Raw genomic sequence first — 18,287 nt, forward strand, 5'->3', positions numbered from 1 at the left:
TGACCTAGGGCGTCCACCACGGCCGCAGCGGCAGGTGGTCGCCGCCTCGCGCGTCCACGTTGGCCGCCAGGACGTGATGCAGCTGCAGGTTGTTTTGCTCGAAGGCGACCCGCGAGGCCGCCATGTACAGGCCCCACACCTTGGCGGTGGGCAGGCCGACCTCGTCGACCGCGTCGTCCCAGTGCTCGACCAGGTTGCGGCACCAGTCGCGCAGCGTCATCGCGTAGTGATGCCGGAAGTTCTCCTCGTGCAGCACCTCGAAGCCCACGTCCTGGACGTCGGTGATGATGCGTCCCGAGCCGGTCAGCTCCCCGTCCGGGAAGACATATCGGTCGGTGAAGCCGCCCGCGAAAGAAGTCGATTTGTTGTCGTGGCGGGTGATGCAGTGATTGAGCAGCAGCCCGCCGGTGCGCAGCTTCGACTTCAGGAACCCGAAGTAGGCCGGGTAGTTTTTGACGCCGATGTGCTCGGTCAACCCGATCGAGGACACCGCGTCGAACCCGCCCTCGCGGATGTCGCGGTAGTCCGAATGCCGGACTTCGGCCAAGTCCTCGAGACCCTCATCCTGGATCGCCCGTTGCGCCCACTTCGCCTGCTCGCCCGACAGGGTGGCGCCGATCACCCGGACACCGCGTCGCGCGGCGAACCGCACCATGCCGCCCCAACCGCAGCCCACGTCGAGCAGCCGATCACCTTGCTGCAGCCGCAATTTCTCGAAGACCAGCCGGTACTTGTTCTCCTGGGCCTCTTCCAGAGTCGCGTCGGCGTCGGGGTAGACCGCACACGTGTACGTCATCGACGGGCCGAGCACCCATTCGTAGAAGGTGTTGGAAACGTCGTAGTGGTGGTGGATGGCCTCGGCGTCGCGGGTCTTGGTGTGCATCAGCCCGTCGGCGATCCGCCGCCACCGGGGCGGGGTCTCCTGCGGCGGCGGGGGAACCGGGACCAGCCGCTCCAGCCCCATCGAGCGCACCACGTTGGCGAGCACCCGCGCCGGCGGCCGCTTGAACTGGACGCGGTCGGTCAGCGTCTTGAGCAGCTGGTAGGGATCACCGGGGTGGACGCCGTACAGGTCCATGTCGCCCGCCACATATGCGCGGGCCAGGCCGAGTTCGCCGGGAGCGGTGGCCAGGTAGGTGGCGCCGCGCGGGGTCCGAAGATCCAGGCCCAGTTGGGCATCCTTGCTGCCCGCGGTGCTGCCGTCGTAGGCGGTGAACTTCAGCGGGTGTCTTCCGGTGGCGGCGAAGATCTCCAGGATCTCCGCCATGCTGAGTTTTCGGGCCGTGGCGCGGCGGGGTTCTTTGGTTGTCGTCATCGCCGTTGCACCGCCTTCGCGTAGAGGTCGAGTAGCCGGGAATCGGGGTCGTAGGTTTTCTTGATCGTGTTGTAGGCCTCGCCGCCGTACAACTCGTCGAATTCCTCGCGGGCGTAATACGAATCGGAGTACAGCGACTTGTGCCCGTCGAGCTCGCTCACCTTCGCTTCGATCGTCCGGTTGGTGGCGCCTTCCGTGGCGCCCGCCGGCACCGAAGACCAGAAGCCGATGTTGACGTAGGTGTGGTCCGGCCGCATCGGATACAGCGGCCAGCCCCCGTCATCGCGCAGCCGCAGCGGACACAGCCAGATCGGGGTGATGGGCACGTTCTGCAGGAACCACTCCAGGAACTCGCAGGTCCGTTCGACCGGCAGTTCGACATCCTGGACCACCCGCTCGCGCGGGGGACGGCCATGGCGTTTCTCGATCCGGTCGGCGACGCCGAAGCGCTGGTCGATGGCGACGAGCTTCGAGTAGAAGCTGCTGCGCCGGTAGCGGCGCGGCCACCAGCGCCGCAGCCGCGGGTTCTGCACGCCGAACGCGCGCGAGCACCAGAACCAGTCGGTGTCCCAGCGCCAGAAGTAGTCGTGCATGGTCAGCCGGTCGTCCTTGGTGGCTTCCACCCCGGGGGAGTCGTGCCGGATCGATTGGTAGTAGATGCTGTTCCCGGTGTAGTCGCTGACCGGTCCCGGGGTGGTGGTTCGCCGGCCCACGCACAGGTAGCTTTCGTCGGCGCTGAACACCACACCGTCGAGATAGTCGACCGGCGTGCCGCCCTGCCCGCCGGTATCGATGATGCGTTCCATCGCCGCGGTCAGCGCGGGCAGCGAGCGGAACCGGACGTGCCGCAACGCGACAAACGGCGCGACGGGCTCCAGCTCGATCCGCAGCCGCGTTGAATATCCCAGCGTCCCATAGGAATTGGGGAAGGCACGGAACAGGTCGGGATGCTGGGTGCGCGACGCGGTGAGCAACTCGCCGGCGCCGGTGAGGATGTCCATCTCCAGCACGGATTCATGGGGCAGGCCATTGCGAAACGATGCCGACTCGATGCCCAGGCCGCTGACCGCGCCACCGAGCGTGATGGTCTTCAATTGCGGGACGACCAGTGGCGAAAGGCCGTAAGGCAGCGTCGCGGCCACCAGGTCCTCGTAGGTGCACATGCCGGCCACGTCGGCGGTGCGGGCTTCGGGATCGACGCTCAGCACGCCGGTCAGCCCCGACGTGTCCAGGCCGGGGGCGTCGCGTTTAGTGCGGGCGCGGAACAGGTTTGAGGTCGGCTTGGCGAGCCTGACGGCGGACGTCGCGGGGATGGATCGATAACTCGCCATCAACCGGTCAACGCCCGACTTGTGCGCCGAGAGTGCAGATCCAGGGACAGGCACCACATATACCCTAGTCTTCGACCACAGCCCGTGCACCCGCGCGCGGGCGGCATAGCTTTCGGGAGTTGTTTTGGGACAGGTGAGTGCTGCCAGCACAATTTTGGTCAATGCCGAGCCGGCCGCCACCCTCGCGGCCGTCGCGGACTATCAGCGGGTGCGCCCGAAGATTCTGTCCCCGCAGTACAGCGATTACCAGGTGTTGCAGGGCGGCCAGGGCGCGGGCACCGTCGCCAAATGGAAGCTGCAGGCCACCAAATCTCGCGTCCGCGATGTGCAGGTCAACGTCGACGTCGCCGGCCATTCCGTCATCGAGAAGGACGCCAACTCGTCGATGATCATCAACTGGACGGTGGCCCCCGCCGGACCCGGGTCCAGCGTCACCGTGAAGACGACCTGGACCGGTGCGGGCGGCGTCAAGGGCTTCTTCGAGAAAACCTTTGCGCCGTTGGGGCTCAAGCGGATTCAGGGTGAGGTGTTGGCCAACCTGAAGAACGAGTTGGAAGGCTCCGCCTAGCGCGCCTGGCCCTGCGAGGCGAGGAAACCCGCGACGCCGCGAACCATCGCGTCGGCGTACTTCTGCCTGCCCTCGGCCGACTCCATCAGCGCCGAGTCGGCGGGGTTCTTCATGTTGCCGCACTCGACCAGGATCGACGGGTACTGCGCCAGGTTCAGCCCGGCGAGGTCAGAGCGTCCGTACAGCCCGTTCTGGCCGATGTAGTTGGCCGGCGGAATCCCGGAGGCCTGCATCTGGTCGCGCATGATTCGGGCGTACTGCACCGACGGTCCGGCCTGCACCTGGTTGAGCGGCGGGGCCGAGTAGTTGACGTGGAATCCTCGGCCCGAGGCCGGGCCGCCGTCGGCGTGGATGCTCAGGACCGCGTTGGGATGCAACGCGTTGGCCATGTTGGCGCGCTCGTCGACGCACGGCCCCAGCCCGGTGTCGTTGCCGCGCGCCATGGCGGTCCGGACGCCGAGGGCGTTCAACTCCTGGCGGACTCGCAGCGCGGTGTCCCAGGTGAAGGTGTGTTCCTGGTAGCCGCTGTTGGTCGACGTCCCGCTCGCCTGGCAGTCCTTGGTACCGCCGCGGCCGGTGGGCACCTGGCGGCCGATGGACGCGTCGTTGGAGCCGTTGTGGCCGGGATCGATGAAAACCACCATGCCGGCGATGTTGGACGGGACCGCGCCGGCGGTCGGGGTGATCGTGGCCGAGGCGGCAACCAGCACGCCGATGACCAACTTGATGCCGACACGCCTGCTCACTCGTAGGTCCACGGCGCAAAGGTAGCGTCGCGCGGTCTACGCTGAGTGTTTCGAATCGCCGGACACACGCAGGCGAAACCAAGTCGAGACCAAGATGCGAGGGGACTGTCATGCAACCCGGAGGCGACATGTCGGCGCTGCTGGCCCAGGCGCAGGAGATGCAGCAGAAGTTGATGGAAGCCCAGCAACAGCTCGCCAATGCCGAGGTGCACGGGCAGGCCGGCGGCGGCCTGGTCAGGGTGACCGTCAAAGGCAGCGGCGAAGTGGTCGCGGTGCAGATCGACCCCAAGGTCGTCGACCCCGGGGACGTCGAGACGCTGCAGGACTTGATCGTCGGAGCCATGGGCGACGCGTCGAAGCAGGTCACCCGGATGGCGCAGGAGCGGCTGGGCGCGCTGGCCGGCGGCTTCGGCGGCCCACCCCCGGGCCAGCCGCCGGCCCCGGCGCCGGGGCTCTAGATCTTCCGACATGTTTGAAGGACCCGTCCAGGACCTGATCGACGAGCTCGGCAAGCTGCCGGGCATCGGGCCCAAAAGCGCTCAGCGCATCGCCTTCCATTTGCTGTCGGTCGAACCGCCGGACATCGACCGGCTGACCGCGGCGCTGGGCAAGGTCCGCGACGGCGTGCGGTTCTGCGCGGTGTGCGGCAACGTCTCCGACAACGAGCGCTGCCGCATCTGCTCGGACCCCCGCCGGGACGGCTCGCTGGTGTGCGTCGTCGAGGAGCCGAAGGACGTCCAGGCCGTCGAGCGCACCCGCGAGTTCCGCGGCCGCTACCACGTGCTGGGCGGCGCGCTGGACCCGCTGTCGGGCGTGGGGCCCGATCAGCTGCGGATCCGCGAGTTGTTGAGCCGGATCGGGGAGCGGGTCGACGACGTCGACATCACCGAGGTGATCATCGCGACCGACCCGAACACCGAGGGCGAGGCCACCGCGACCTATCTGGTCCGCATGTTGCGCGACATCCCCGGGCTGACCGTGACGCGGATCGCCTCCGGGCTGCCGATGGGCGGCGACCTGGAATTCGCCGACGAGCTGACGCTGGGCCGCGCGCTGGCCGGCCGCCGGGCGATGGTCTGAGACGATCAGGTTTTGGTCAATCGGAACGGCCGGGTGACCGTCGAGCCTGGACCGCCGCACCCGTCGGACGTGGTCGTCCGGCCCTCACCGGCAAGCGACACCGCGTCGAAGCTGTATTCGACGGTTGCCGGGACCGTTGTTCCGTTCGCGCACGGCGCCTGCGTCGCGCCGCTGTGGGTCCAGCGTCCGTTCGCGAGGTCGAACTCCCAGCTGATGACGAACGTCCCGCCGTCCTGCGAGGTCGCCAGCGTGCAGTCCGATCCGCAGGGGGCGAAAAGCCACGTGGTCGACTTGTCGCTGTCGGTATAGAGCACGGTGTAGCTACCGCTCGGCACCTCCGGGGTGGCGTGCGCCGGCACCGGCGTAATCAATGCGGCCGCGACCAGCAGGGCGCCGCCGCCCGCCAACCCCGGCCGGCGGATTCTCGCGATCTCATTCACGTCAGCGCGCCCCCAACCGCTCGCGGCGCAGCAACTCCACCTCGGGCAGGTCCAGCGGCGCCAGCTCACCCACCACCTTGCTCAGCAGCAGGTCGGCCAGCTCCGGGTTGCGGGCCAGGCACGGCCCATGCATGTAGGTGGCGAGTACGCTGCCCTGGACCGCGCCGTCGAAGCCGTCGCCCGCCCGGTTGCCCGCGCCCTTGACCACCGCGCCAAGCGGCGACGCGGCCGGGCCCAGGACGGTGCCGCCCCGGTGGTTTTCGAAACCGGTGAGCCGCTGGGTCAGCCCGGGTAGTAGCGGCTTGCTGACCAGCTCGCCGATGGTGCGGGCGTCCTGCGGCGAGGTGGTCGCGTCGAGCAGGCCGACTCCGTCGACCCGTTCCCCCGCCGACGTCTCATACCAGCGCCCCAGCACCTGAACGGCGGCGCAGATCGCCAGCACGGGCGCTCCCCGCTCCGCGGCCCGCTGGAGCCCGGGATGCTTGATCAGGTGCCTGGTGGCCAACCGCTGCGCATAGTCCTCGGCGCCGCCCAGGGTGTAGAGGTCCAGCGAGTCCGGCACCGGGTCGGCGAGCGTGATCTCGACGATCTCCGCGGCGATGCCCCGCAGCCGCAGCCGCTGGCGCAGCACCAGCGCGTTGCCTCCGTCGCCGTAGGTGCCCATCACGTCGGGCAGCACCAGCCCGATCCGCACCGCCGAGTCAGCCATGGCGCGCCAACGCCCGTTGCAGCTGGAGGAACGCGGTGTAGTTGGCGACGACCTCGACCCGCCCCGGCGGGCAGGACGCGATCGCCGCCACGGTGTCGTGCACCAGGGTGTGGTCGACGCCGGCGTAGCCGAGGCGCACCGCCAGGTCGGTGCCCCGCTCCCCGGCGGCGACGACTCGCGTCTCTTCGAAGTGCTCGAAGCGCACGTCCCACAGCCAGGACAGGTCCTCGCCGTCGGGCACCTGTCCGTTGACCGCGATGACCACCCCGGCCGCCTGCTTGTCCACCATGGACAGCGCCTCCTGCCATCCGGCCGGGTTCTTGGCCAGCAGGATCCGCGCTTCGTGGTTGCCGACGCGGACGGACCGGTAGCGCCCGGCGACCTCGTCGACGCCCGACACGGCCGCCACCGCCTTCGAAGGATCGGCGCCCAGCGCGACGGCCGCGGCGACGGCCTGGGCGGCGTTACCCCGATTGACCGCGCCCGGCAGCGCCAACCGCATCGGCAGCGCCAGCCCGTCGGGCCCATACAGCGTCTCGTCGTCGAACCACCACTGCGGGCTGGGCCGCTTGAAGTCCGCGCCGGTGGAATACCAGTGGCCCTGCTCGCGGACGATGACCTCGCCGCTGCGCGGGCAGCTGACCGAGTCGTTGGCCCACGAGCCGCCCGCGGCCACCCAGACCACGTTCGGGCTGTCGTAGGCCGCCGACGTCATCAGCACGTCGTCGCAGTTGGCGACGACGACCGTCGTCGGGTGCCTGGCCAGCCCGGCCCGCAACGTGCGTTCGATGACGTTGATCTCGCCGACCCGGTCCAACTGGTCGCGCGACAGGTTGAGCAGCACGACGACCGCGGGCTCGACGGCATCGGAGACGTGCGGCACGTGCATCTCGTCGACTTCCAGGGCCGCCAGCGGCGCATCGCGGTGCGCGGCCAGCGCGGCCACCAGGCCGGCGTCCATGTTGGCGCCCTCGGCGTTGGTGGCCACCGGTCCCAGCGTGCCCAGCGCGGCGGCGGTCATCCGGGTGGTGGTCGACTTGCCGTTGGTGCCGGTGACGACGACGGTGCGCCGTCCGGCCGCGAGCTGGCGAAGCACCGAGCGATCCAGGGTCATCGCGATCAGGCCGCCGATCATCGCCCCGGCGCCGCGCCCAGTCACCCGCGATGCCCAGCGCGCGCTCGCTCCGGCGGCGAGGGCGAGGCGTGCGCGGGTGGTGATCACCCGCGCAGTTTAAAGGCGGCCACCGGCCGCATCGAATTCACCGCCGACACGGCAGCGCAGCGACCAGGCGTTGTCGGTCGGACGTGCCATCCTCAAGTCATGAACCGGGTGTCCTGGGGGCGACCGGCCAGCGAGCCGGACGGGGGCTGGGCTGTCATCGACGTCGAGACCACGGGCTTTCGGCCGGGCCAGGCCCGGGTCATCAGCCTGGCGGTGCTCGGCCTCGACGACGACGGGCGCGTCGAGCAATCCGTGGTCAGCCTGCTCAACCCCGGGGTCGATCCCGGGCCCACCCACGTGCACGGCCTGACCGCCGCCATGCTCGAAGACCAACCGCAGTTCGCCGACATCGTCGACGACGTGGTCAAGGTGCTGGACGGCCGCACGCTGGTAGCCCACAACGTCGCGTTCGACTACGCGTTCCTGGCCGCCGAAGCCGAGCTCGCCGAGGCCGAACTCCCCATCGACTCCGTCATGTGCACGGTCGAGCTGGCCCGGCGGCTGGATCTCGGCATCGACAACCTGCGGTTGGAGACCTTGGCGGCGCACTGGGGCGTGACCCAGGAACGGCCGCACGACGCCTTCGACGACGCGATGGTGCTGACCGGTGTGCTGGCCTCGGCCCTCGAGCGGGCGCGCGAATGCGACATCTGGCTGCCGGTGCATCCGGTGACGCGGCGCCGCTGGCCGAACGGCCGCGTCACGCATGATGAGCTGCGCCCGTTGAAGGTGCTGGCCTCGCGGATGCCCTGCCCGTATCTCAACCCCGGCCATTACGTGGGCGGCAGGCCGCTGGTGCAGGGCATGCGGGTGGCCCTGGCGGCCGAGGTGGGGCGCACCCACGAGGAACTCGTGGAGCGGATCCTGCATGCCGGGCTGGCCTACAGCGACACCGTCGACGGGGAGACGTCGCTGGTGGTCTGCAACGATCCCGCGCCGGACCAGGGCAAGGGCTACCTGGCCCGGCAGCTGGGGATACCGGTGATTTCCGACACGCAGTTCATGGACTCCATCCGCGCCGTCGTCGGCGGCACCAGCATGGAGGAGTTCACCGATACCACCACGCTCGACCAGCAGCTCGCGCTGTTCTAGCGCCGGCTAGCGCGACGCGCGGTTGACCGCGGACACGACGGCGCGCAGCGACGCGGTGGTGATCGACGGCGCGATGCCGACGCCCCACACCGTGCGGCCGTTGACCGACGCCTCCACGTACGCCGCGGCCTGTGCGTCGTCGCCGGCGCTCATAGCGTGCTCGGAGTAGTCGAGGACCGCGACGTCGAACCCCACATCGCCCAGCGCGTGCACGAACGCCGCCAGGGGGCCGTTGCCGGCGCCGCTGATCTCCGTCTCCACCCCGTTGACCTTCACGGTCGCGGTGATCGTGGTGGTGCCGCTGTCTTCCTCCGACGCCTCGACCCGCTGCTTCATCCGCTCCAGCGGCCACACCGGGGCCAGGTACTCCTCGTAGAACGCGTCCCACATTTCCTTCGGGGAGACCTCGCCGCCCTCACCCGCTGTGCCCTCTGCGATCTGTTGGATCGCGCGGGAGAACTCGATCTGTAACCGCCGCGGCAGCGCGAGGCCGTGGTCGGACTTCATGATGTAGGCAACCCCGCCCTTGCCGGACTGCGAGTTGACCCGGATCACCGCCTCGTAGGTGCGGCCGACATCCTTGGGGTCGATGGGCAGATACGGCACCTGCCAGAGCATGTCCTCGACGTCGGCGTCCGCGGCGTCCGCGTCGATCTTCATCTGGTCCAGGCCTTTGTTGATCGCGTCCTGGTGGCTGCCGGAGAACGCGGTGTAGACCAGGTCCCCGCCGTAGGGGTGCCGCTCGGGCACCGGCAGCTGGTTGCAGTACTCCACCGTGCGACGGATCTCGTCGATGTTGGAGAAGTCGATCTGGGGGTCCACGCCGCGGGAGAACAGGTTGAGCCCCAGCGTCACCAGGCACACGTTGCCGGTGCGCTCGCCGTTGCCGAACAGGCAACCCTCGATCCGGTCGGCGCCCGCGGCGAAGCCCAATTCGGCTGCGGCGACGGCCGTTCCGCGGTCGTTGTGCGGGTGCAGGCTCAGGATGACGGATTCCCGGTTGGCCAGGTTGCGGCTCATCCACTCGATCGAGTCCGCATAGACGTTGGGAGTGGCCATCTCCACCGTGGCGGGCAGGTTGAAGATGATCGGGTTCTCCGGCGTCGGCGCGATGATCTCGCCGACGGCGTCGCACACCTGCCTGGCGTATTCGAGCTCGGTTCCGGTGTAGGACTCCGGCGAATATTCGAAACGCCATTGCGTGCCAGGGTATTTGGCCGCCTCTTCGACGCACTTGCGGGCGCCGTCGGTGGCGATGGCCTGCACGGCCGCCCGGTCTGCGCGAAAGACCACGCGGCGCTGCAGGATTGACGTCGAGTTGTAAAAGTGCACGATGGCCCGCGGCGCACCCTCGCACGCGGTGAAGGTGCGCTCGATGAGTTCGGGACGGCACTGAGTCAGCACCTGGATGGTGACGTCGTCGGGAATGGCGCCGTCGGTGATGATCTCGCGAACGAAGTCGAAGTCGGTTTGACTGGCCGACGGGAAGCCGACCTCGATCTCCTTGTAACCCATGCGAACCAGCAGATCGAACATGCGGCGCTTGCGGGTGGGGCTCATCGGGTCGATCAGCGCCTGATTGCCGTCGCGCAGGTCCACCGCGCACCACAGCGGGGCGCGGTCGATGACGCGGTCGGGCCAGGTGCGGTCGGCCAGGCGGATGGGCTCGACTTCCTCGGCGAAGGACCGGTACCGGTTGACCGGCATCGCCGAACCGCGCTGCGGGTTCCATGCGGGCTGGCCGGGCCCCGGCGGGCCCGCGGGTTTGACGATCGAACGTGTTGACGTATAGGCGTCGGGATTGGAAGTCACGGTAGTTGCTCCGGGGGTGTCAGAAGGAACCTCAGACCGGCGCATCGCGAACACCCGCGACGGGAAGCCGGTCTGGATCAGACCCCGTCGCGGCGTCCGAGGAGGAGCACCCGCTGCACGAGGAGAACTCTACCGCGATTGGCGTCGCGGAGAAAATTGCGCTAGAACTCGCTCAAAACCGCAGGCCGGAGTGCTTAGCAACGCTGGGTAAACCGTTATGCGCAGCCACGTATTCTGTTGTGGGCTTAAAACGTGGCGGAAGGGCGGGAAAAGTAGTGGCGCTCGTCGTGCAAAAGTACGGCGGATCCTCGGTGGCCGACGCCGATCGAATCCGTCGTGTCGCCGAGCGCATCGTCGCGACCAAGAAGCAGGGGAACGACGTCGTCGTGGTGGTCTCGGCCATGGGCGACACCACCGACGACCTGATGGACCTTGCCCAGCAGGTGTGCCCCGCCCCGCCGCCGCGCGAACTCGACATGTTGCTGACCGCCGGCGAGCGCATCTCCAACGCGCTGGTGGCCATGGCGATCGAATCGCTGGGAGCGCAGGCGCGCTCGTTCACCGGTTCGCAGGCCGGCGTCATCACCACCGGCACCCACGGCAACGCGAAGATCATCGAAGTCACGCCGGGCCGCCTGCGGGATGCGCTCGACGAGGGGCGCATCGTGCTGGTCGCCGGGTTCCAGGGGGTCAGCCAGGACACCCGCGACGTCACCACGCTGGGCCGGGGCGGTTCGGACACCACCGCCGTCGCCCTGGCCTCCGCGCTGCACGCCGACGTCTGCGAGATCTACACCGACGTCGACGGCATCTTCAGCGCTGACCCCCGGATCGTGCACAACGCCCGCAGGCTGGACACCGTGACGTTCGAGGAGATGCTCGAGATGGCGGCGTGCGGCGCCAAGGTGCTGATGCTGCGCTGCGTGGAATACGCTCGCCGCTACAACATTCCGGTGCACGTCCGCTCGTCGTACTCGGACAAACCGGGCACCGTCGTCAAGGGATCGATCAAGGACATCGCCATGGAAGACCCCATCCTTACCGGAGTCGCGCACGACCGCAGCGAGGCGAAGGTGACCATCGTCGGCATCCCCGACATCCCCGGCTATGCGGCCCGGGTGTTCCGGGCCGTCGCGGAGGCCGACGTGAACATCGACATGGTGTTGCAGAACGTCTCCAAGGTCGAGGACGGCAAGACCGACATCACCTTCACCTGCTCGCGGGACAGCGGGCCGACGGCGGTGGCCAAGCTGGATTCGCTCAAGGACGAGATCGGGTTCACCCAGCTGCTCTATGACGACCACATCGGCAAGGTGTCACTGATCGGTGCGGGCATGCGCAGCCACCCGGGCGTCACCGCGACCTTCTGTGAGGCCCTGGCGGAGGTGGGCGTCAACATCGAGCTGATCTCCACCTCCGAGATCCGCATCTCGGTGCTGTGCCGCGACACCGAACTAGACAAGGCCGTCGTGGCGTTGCACGAGGCGTTCGGGCTCGGCGGCGAGGAGTCGGCGACGGTGTACGCGGGGACGGGCAGGTAAATGGTTGCCATCGGCGTCGTAGGCGCCACCGGCCAGGTGGGCCAGGTGATGCGCAGGTTGCTCGACGAGCGGGACTTCCCCGCGACTGGTGGTGAGTTAAAGGTGAGGTTCTTCGCGTCCGCCCGCTCGCAAGGGCGCAAGCTGGAATTCCGCGGCCAGGAGATCGAAGTCGAGGACGCCGCGAAGGCGGACCCGACCGGCCTGGACATCGCGTTGTTCTCGGCCGGCAAGACGATGTCGCTGGTGCAGGCGCCACGGTTCGCCGCGGCCGGGGTGACGGTGATCGACAACTCGTCGGCGTGGCGCAAGGACCCCGAAGTGCCGCTGGTGGTGTCCGAGGTGAACTTCGAGCGGGACGCCCACCGCAGACCCAAAGGCATCATCGCCAACCCGAACTGCACCACGATGGCCGCGATGCCGGTGCTCAAGGTGCTGCACGACGAGGCCGGGCTGACCCGCCTGGTGGTGTCGAGCTATCAGGCCGTGTCGGGCAGCGGGCTGGCCGGCGTCGAGGAGCTGGCCACGCAGGCGCGCGCGGTCATCGACGACGCCGAGCAGTTGGTGCACGACGGCTCCGCGGTCGAGTTCCCGGCGCCGAAGACCTATGTCGCGCCGATCGCCTTCAACGTGGTGCCGTTGGCCGGGTCGCTGGTCGACGATGGCTCGGGGGAGACCGACGAGGACCAGAAGCTGCGGCACGAGAGCCGCAAGATCCTCGGCATCCCCGACCTGGCGGTCAGCGGGACCTGCGTGCGGGTGCCGGTATTCACCGGGCACTCGTTGTCGATCAACGCCGAATTCGCGCGGCCGCTGTCGCCCGAGCGTGCGCGGGCGCTGCTCGACGGCGCGCCCGGCGTCAAGGTCGTCGACGTGCCGACCCCGTTGGCCGCCGCGGGCGTCGACGAATCGCTGGTCGGCCGCATCCGGCAGGACCCGGGTGTCCCCGACGGGCGCGGCCTCGCCCTGTTCGTCTCGGGGGACAACCTGCGCAAGGGGGCGGCGCTGAACACCATCCAGATTGCCGAGCTGCTGGCCGCCCAGCTGTAATAGGCGGGTGAGCACCGCCCACGCCCGACTGGTCGCGCGGTGCTCGCTTGCTGTGATTCTGTTTGCGCCGCAATGGTTTTGGGCCGCGCACGCCGACCCGCCCGCGCCGGTCCCCGAGCCGATCGTTCAGCCGCTGGCGCCCGGTCAGGTGCTGCGGATCGGCCCGACGGCCGGCACCGGCACCCCGACCGGCGACTACGGCATCGGCGCGACGGATCTCTGTGAGTTCGTCGAGTTCCCCGCCGAGCTGTTGCAGGTCTGCGGCGACAGCTTCGCCGGCCAAGGCGTCGGGTTCGGCGGCTGGTACGCGCCGGTGGCGCTGCGCGTGGACACCGCTTCCGTCGACGACCCGGCCGGCGTGCGCTACACCGGCGTCACCGGGGTCAGCAAACCGCTGCTCGCCGACCCCGCCCCGCCCGGCGCCTCGCAGCTGCCCGCGGGCGTGGTGCAGATCAACCGGCGCAACTACATGATGGTGACGACCACGAAGAACCTGGAGCCGCAAAGCTCCCGGCTCGTCGCGGCCGAACCCGCGCGGGCGGGCTGGCAGACCCTCGCGGGATCGCGGCGACCCGCGTCGTACCAGGGCGGCTCACAGACACAGATCAGCGGCTACTACGACCCGATCCCCACGCCCGACTCGCCCACCGGATGGGTATATATCGTCGCCGACAGCTTCACCCGTCGGGATCCCGTCGTGCTGTATCGGGCCACCCCGCAAACGTTTACCGACCGGTCCCGTTGGCAGGGCTGGGCGGCCGGACCCGACGGCGGCTGGGGCAAGCCCCCCACCCCGCTGTGGCCGGACGCGGTGGGCGAGATGTGCGTTCGGCAGATCGACGGCAAGGCCGTGCTGTCGTATTTCAACGCGGTGACGGGCAACATGGAGGTCCGTGTCGCGAACGACCCGACGTCGCTTGGCGACGCACCGGTGACCACGGTGGTGCAGCACGACGAGTGGCCCGAGCCCGCGGAGAGCCTGCCGCCGCCCTACGACAACCGGCTCGCGCAGCCGTACGGCGGATACATCTCGCCCGGCTCGACGCTCGACGAGCTGCGAATCTTCGTCAGCCAGTGGGACACTCGCGCGCGCGTGGCCGCGCCGTATCGGGTGATCCAGTTCGCCGTCAACCCGTTCAAGCCGGACTAGCGAGAAGCCGCCTCCCGCCGGGGCGATATGCCAGACATCGCTGACCAGCGGTGAAACGATATTGGCGTGAACGACAGTCGCGGCGCCCGGGGCTCTGTGCGGACTTTTCTGTGGTCCGTCGCAGGTCTGGTGTCCTACTACCGCTGGCATGTGCTCGCCGGGCTGGGCGTGGTGGCGCTGGTGCTGGGAAACATCGGGTTCTGGCAGTTGTGGAGACGGCATCCCGAACCGAGCGACATCGTCTTCTGGAGCTTCAAGCTGTTCACCGCGTCGACCCCGGTCGACGACCACCTGCCTGTCACGCTGGATATCGCCCGCTTCCTCGCCCCGCTCGTCGCCGGATTCGCGGGGCTCAGCGGCCTGGCGTCGCTGTTCCGTGACCGCGTGCAACAGATGCGCGTACCGCTGATGAGCGGTCACGTGGTCCTCTGCGGGCTCGGCGATGTCGGCAGCGCGTTTCTGCACCACCTCCGCGAGGCCGGGGACCGCGTGGTTGTCATCGACTCGGACGCGGCGAACCCGAACATGCAGTTGTGCCACGGCTGGGGGGTGCCGGTCATCGTCGGCGACGCGCAGCAGGAACGAACCCTGCAGGCGGCCGGTGTCCGGCGCGCGGCGCGGCTGCTCGCGCTGTGTCCGCATGACGCCGTCAACACCGAGATCGTCGCCGTTGCCAGCCTGCTTGCGAGTGGCCGTTCCGGGAACGTGCTGACCTGCCTGGCCCAAATCGCGGACCCGGAGCTGTGCGCGCTGCTGAGGATCCGGGAGGCCGAGCGCGCGGCGTCGGCGCTCGACTTCTTCAACACCGACGAGATCGGTGCGCGGTCGCTGCTGGATGCGTTTCCCGTCGGCACCGGGTGCGACCGCCCGCACATCCTCATCGCCGGCCTCGGCGACTTGGGTGTCTGGGTGGCATACCACGCGGCACGCGAGTGGTATGAGCACCGTGCCGACGACGCCGGGGAGCTGGTGGTCACCGTCGTCGACAACCAGGCCGACCACCGGGTGCAGTTGCTTCTCGGCCACTATCCCGCCCTCGAGCAGGTGTGCAGCTTCATCACCCTGCCCGCCTCGGTCAGCAAGATCCACCGGCTGCGCGCCTATCACGCCGATGCGGGAGCGCCCCCGCTGGCCCGCGCCTACGTGACCGCCGACAACGACGAGCAGGCCGTTGAGCTGGCGTTGCAGTTGAGGCATGAACTGGATCCCGCCGTCCCCTTGGTGGTCGCGCTGACGCGGTCGCGCGGAGTCGCCCGGCTCCTCGATGAGGCCGGCGGCGCGGGGGGACCCGACATCGATGTCTTCCCGACGCTCGAACGAACCTGCACGGTCGAACTCACCCGCGGCGGTTCTTACGAGGCGATCGCCCATGCCATCCACCGTCGCTGGTGCGCCGAACAACTCGCTTCCGGTAAACCCGCGCCACCGTGGTCGGAGCTGGACGAATCACGCAAAGATTCCAGCCGCGCGCAGGCGCGCCACATTGCGGTCAAGCTGCGAAGCGTCGGTTGTGACCTTGCGCCCCTGCGGGATTGGGACGCATCGGAATTCGCGTTCAGCACCGACGAGGTCGAGACGCTGGCGGTCGCCGAGCACGACCGCTGGATGGCCGAGCGCCTCGCCGACGGCTGGTCTCTGGGCGAGAAGGACATCGAAAACAAGAGGACCCCGTATCTGGTGGCATTCTCCGACCTGCCCGACGACGTCGCCGACTACGACCGCGTGTTCGTTCGGGAGATCCCCGCCCTGCTCGCCTCGGCCGGCCTGCAGATCATCCGCACCCAGCGGAAGTGAGAACGGCCGCCAGTTCAGAACTTCGGCCCCGCGGACTTCGGCACCTTGACGGCCATTTTCGCGGCGATCACGCTGCCCTGGTCGGTGATGTGGTCCCCACACACCTTCACGTCGATCACGTAAGCGGATGCCGCCTGCAACACCCGCTGGCACGCGTAGCTGGCAACGTTGCCCTGTTGCCTGTACATCTGGGTGATCTGCGGGGCGTGCCCGGTGAGGTTTTCGACGACCCACGTGTACGCGCGGCCGTTGTCCAGGTAGGTCGCGGTCACCGTCTTCCCGTCGCAGGCCGCCCACTCATTGGCCGAGCGCCGCACGAAGTCCAGGGCTTGGTCTCTGGTCGAAAAGGCCGCCACGGCCTGATCGACGAAGTGGTGATTGCCCTCGCCTGCCCGCACCCAGCCACCCGAATCCTCCAGCGCCGCCCAGTCGAGTTGCTTTTCTCCGCTGTCTTCATACGTCAGGTCCGCGCCGGGATAGAGCACGCCCATGCACCACCGCGGTGACACGTCAACCGCCTTGCTGACGTCCTTGAACGTCTTGCCTTGGTTGTCCGGGGTTTTCGCCATATTGGAGGTGCCCGTGATGGAGTTGATCTCCGCGTCGCTGAGCAGGATGGATTCCAGGGACACCGGGGCGGGACCCGGCTTGGGGCGGAGCAGCAGCACCGCGACGACAACGATCGCGATCAGAACGGCCAAGCCCGCGCCGCCGGCGATGACCCACCTGGCGCGCGGCCGGTGACTCTTGCCGACCTCGGGAGCGTGCGGAGGCGCGGCGTCGGAGCCGTCCGCCGTGACCGCTCCCGATTCGGGCTCCGCCGGCGCGCCGGACGCCGTGATCGGTGCGGCTGCCGCGGTCGCAGGTTCCTCGTCCACCGACTTCAGCAGGGCATCGATGCTGTTTCGCGCCTGATAGGTGACGTCGGGACGATCACGCAGCTTGGACAGCAACCGGGCGATGTCGCGGCGCGCAGCCGGATCGGCCCCGTCCTCGCGAAGCCCCGCCTTCAGCTCCGACATCAACTCGGCCTGCTGGCGGGCGCTGAGCTCCGGGTCCGCGAGGGTATGGCCCAGCCGCATCAGGTAGGCGAAGGGCACCGGCGGTTCTTCTGGCAGGGGTGAAGGCAGCGGCTCAAGCTTGTCCTTCAATTCGTGCACCGCTTCGATCAGCTGAATGCCGCTGTCCACGGTCGGATTTCGGTAGTCGATGACCTGCGTCTCCGCCAGCGGAGTGAGGCGCATGGAATCGACCGGGCCCACCTGCACGGGAAGGATCGGACGGCGCAGAGCCTCGGCGTAGCGCAACTCGGCTTGACACGGTTTCGATGCGATCGAGTTGTTCGACAGCGCAAAGACGAACACGTCGCAGCCCCGGATTTCCTCGAGGATGGTGCGCCACCATGCGTCACCGCCGCCCAACGTTTCGTCAACCCACACGTGCTGACGCGCGTCCCGCAACGCCTTCAACAGATCCTGGATCGCCGCCTTGTCCTGGCTGGAGTGACTGACAAATAGCGTCATGCTTTCTCCTGATGCAGGGTCGGCGGTTTGTCGGTCTGCGGGCGGACGCGGTTGAGGCGTTTCAGGCAGCGTAAATCTTCGGCGGTGGAGCGGGTGGCTGATTGGGTCGCCGCGAATCAACGCGGTCCGGGCGGAATCGGGGAGCCGGTCCGGCGACGGCGATGAAGCCGCCCTGGCCGTTCTACCAGGTAAGACGGCCGCTCAGCTCACAGCTGCTACTTAAGTAATGCATAGCCGCGACTGGTGTTAACACCTTCATCATTTGTCTCATGAGTGAAACATCCGAAACCCCCACTGTGCGGACCTCCACCGCAACTGCGCCAGCGGCCGCCGCGGAAGCGGCGGCGGCCTACCGGGCCCCGCGGGTCTTCCAACTCGCCGCGTGGGTCGCCATCGTCGCCGGGATCGTGTTCATCGTCGCGGTCATCTTCTTCACCGGCTTCATCCTCGGCCATCGCGGCGGCCACCACGGCCACCACCACCACAAGCACCACGCGGCGTGGATGCACCCGCACCGCATGGGCGGTCCGGGCGGTCCCGGTGCCCAGCAGGGTGGACCCGCCGGCATCCAACAGGGCGGCCCCGCGTCGGCGACCCCCGGCGCCCCCGGCCCGAGCCAGATCCCGTCGTCGGTCGTCCCGTCCAGGTAGTCCAACCCGTTCCCGAACAACCAGCGGCCCGGTGCTCACCAGAGCACCGGGCCGCGTGTCGTTTCATCACCGGCAACTAACCGCCGGATCCCGATTCACAGCAAGTTTGTGGGACGAACCTGTTATGCCCGTCGCGACGCTGGGCATGATTCAGGAATGAGTGAGACACCCGAACCGTCGTCGACCCCGCCGGCGCCCGCTGAGCGGCGACGGCCACGCACTTGTTGGCCGCGGCGTACAGCCGCCGGTCACGTAGTCCCGCCTGAC

The 18,287-nt window shown here is 68.6% G+C and carries 17 protein-coding genes; 9 read left to right on the forward strand and 8 right to left on the reverse strand.

Translation table 11 applies throughout. The features are described from left to right. Nucleotides 1–4: 4 nt before the first annotated feature. A complete protein-coding gene (locus A5711_RS01605) occupies nt 5–1,315 on the reverse strand; it encodes a class I SAM-dependent methyltransferase (RefSeq protein WP_197520722.1) in 1,311 nt (436 codons plus the stop codon). Next, nucleotides 1,312–2,703: an FAD-binding oxidoreductase gene (locus tag A5711_RS01610; RefSeq protein WP_067943393.1), complete on the reverse strand. Its 1,392-nt coding sequence runs from the start codon at nt 2,701–2,703 to the stop codon at nt 1,312–1,314. The genes A5711_RS01605 and A5711_RS01610 overlap by 4 nt, the downstream gene beginning before the upstream one ends. A gap of 67 nt (nt 2,704–2,770) precedes the next feature. On the opposite strand from A5711_RS01610, the gene A5711_RS01615 reads away from it, so the two are divergent. Then, nucleotides 2,771–3,214, forward strand: a complete 444-nt coding sequence (locus A5711_RS01615) for an SRPBCC family protein (protein ID WP_067943395.1) — start codon at nt 2,771–2,773, stop codon at nt 3,212–3,214. Here the strand turns inward: A5711_RS01615 and A5711_RS01620 are convergent. Then, nucleotides 3,211–3,972, reverse strand: coding sequence for an Rv3717 family N-acetylmuramoyl-L-alanine amidase (locus A5711_RS01620; RefSeq protein WP_067943397.1), 762 nt, complete (start codon nt 3,970–3,972; stop codon nt 3,211–3,213). The two genes, A5711_RS01615 and A5711_RS01620, sit on opposite strands and share 4 nt — an antisense overlap. Nucleotides 3,973–4,070: 98 nt before the next feature. Here A5711_RS01620 and A5711_RS01625 point away from each other — a divergent pair, with 98 nt between their 5' ends. Next, complete coding sequence (locus A5711_RS01625; RefSeq protein WP_066955869.1) at nt 4,071–4,418, forward strand: YbaB/EbfC family nucleoid-associated protein; 348 nt, start codon at nt 4,071–4,073, stop codon at nt 4,416–4,418. A 10-nt stretch (nt 4,419–4,428) separates the two neighbouring features. Continuing rightward, nucleotides 4,429–5,040 carry a recombination mediator RecR gene (gene recR, locus A5711_RS01630; protein WP_067943399.1) on the forward strand — a complete coding sequence of 204 codons (612 nt, stop codon included), beginning with the start codon at nt 4,429–4,431 and terminating at the stop codon, nt 5,038–5,040. Nucleotides 5,041–5,045: 5 nt separating this feature from the next. Here recR and A5711_RS01635 read toward each other — a convergent pair whose 3' ends face one another. The 3 genes from A5711_RS01635 to A5711_RS01645 are packed head-to-tail and all read right to left on the reverse strand — an operon-like array spanning nt 5,046 to nt 7,411. After that, nucleotides 5,046–5,480: a hypothetical protein gene (locus tag A5711_RS01635; RefSeq protein ID WP_231987403.1), complete on the reverse strand. Its 435-nt coding sequence runs from the start codon at nt 5,478–5,480 to the stop codon at nt 5,046–5,048. Between the two features lies 1 nt (nt 5,481). Next, nucleotides 5,482–6,189, reverse strand: a complete 708-nt coding sequence (locus tag A5711_RS01640) for a type 1 glutamine amidotransferase (RefSeq protein WP_067943401.1) — start codon at nt 6,187–6,189, stop codon at nt 5,482–5,484. Further along, nucleotides 6,182–7,411: a Mur ligase family protein gene (locus tag A5711_RS01645; protein WP_067943403.1), complete on the reverse strand. Its 1,230-nt coding sequence runs from the start codon at nt 7,409–7,411 to the stop codon at nt 6,182–6,184. The genes A5711_RS01640 and A5711_RS01645 overlap by 8 nt, the downstream gene beginning before the upstream one ends. A 99-nt stretch (nt 7,412–7,510) precedes the next feature. On the opposite strand from A5711_RS01645, the gene A5711_RS01650 reads away from it, so the two are divergent. Beyond that, nucleotides 7,511–8,503, forward strand: a complete 993-nt coding sequence (locus A5711_RS01650) for a DEDDh family exonuclease (protein ID WP_067943405.1) — start codon at nt 7,511–7,513, stop codon at nt 8,501–8,503. A 6-nt stretch (nt 8,504–8,509) separates the two neighbouring features. Here A5711_RS01650 and leuA read toward each other — a convergent pair whose 3' ends face one another. Further along, a complete protein-coding gene (gene leuA, locus A5711_RS01655) occupies nt 8,510–10,360 on the reverse strand; it encodes a 2-isopropylmalate synthase (RefSeq protein ID WP_197520106.1) in 1,851 nt (616 codons plus the stop codon). A gap of 230 nt (nt 10,361–10,590) precedes the next feature. On the opposite strand from leuA, the gene A5711_RS01660 reads away from it, so the two are divergent. The 4 genes from A5711_RS01660 (at nt 10,591) to A5711_RS01675 (ending at nt 15,847) form a co-directional block, all read left to right on the forward strand. Further along, nucleotides 10,591–11,856 (forward strand): aspartate kinase, encoded by a 1,266-nt coding sequence (locus A5711_RS01660; protein WP_067943410.1) that lies wholly within the window; start codon nt 10,591–10,593, stop codon nt 11,854–11,856. Further along, the gene (locus A5711_RS01665) at nt 11,857–12,903 is read left to right on the forward strand and encodes an aspartate-semialdehyde dehydrogenase (RefSeq protein WP_067943412.1); all 1,047 of its coding nucleotides are present in this window, start codon (nt 11,857–11,859) and stop codon (nt 12,901–12,903) included. A 7-nt stretch (nt 12,904–12,910) separates the two neighbouring features. Next, nucleotides 12,911–14,053 (forward strand): DUF4185 domain-containing protein, encoded by a 1,143-nt coding sequence (locus tag A5711_RS01670; RefSeq protein WP_067943414.1) that lies wholly within the window; start codon nt 12,911–12,913, stop codon nt 14,051–14,053. Nucleotides 14,054–14,119: 66 nt separating this feature from the next. Next, a complete protein-coding gene (locus tag A5711_RS01675) occupies nt 14,120–15,847 on the forward strand; it encodes an NAD-binding protein (RefSeq protein ID WP_231987404.1) in 1,728 nt (575 codons plus the stop codon). A 14-nt stretch (nt 15,848–15,861) separates the two neighbouring features. Here A5711_RS01675 and A5711_RS01680 read toward each other — a convergent pair whose 3' ends face one another. Next, the gene (locus tag A5711_RS01680; RefSeq protein ID WP_067943416.1) at nt 15,862–17,370 is read right to left on the reverse strand and encodes a sensor domain-containing protein; all 1,509 of its coding nucleotides are present in this window, start codon (nt 17,368–17,370) and stop codon (nt 15,862–15,864) included. 269 nt (nt 17,371–17,639) lie between these two features. Between A5711_RS01680 and A5711_RS01685 the strand changes: the two genes are divergently transcribed. Beyond that, entirely contained in the window at nt 17,640–18,020 is a 381-nt protein-coding gene (locus A5711_RS01685; protein WP_067943418.1) for a hypothetical protein, read from the forward strand. Nucleotides 18,021–18,287 lie beyond the last annotated feature (267 nt).

The organism is Mycobacterium sp. E2238 (assembly GCF_001672665.1).
Classification (GTDB): domain Bacteria; phylum Actinomycetota; class Actinomycetes; order Mycobacteriales; family Mycobacteriaceae; genus Mycobacterium.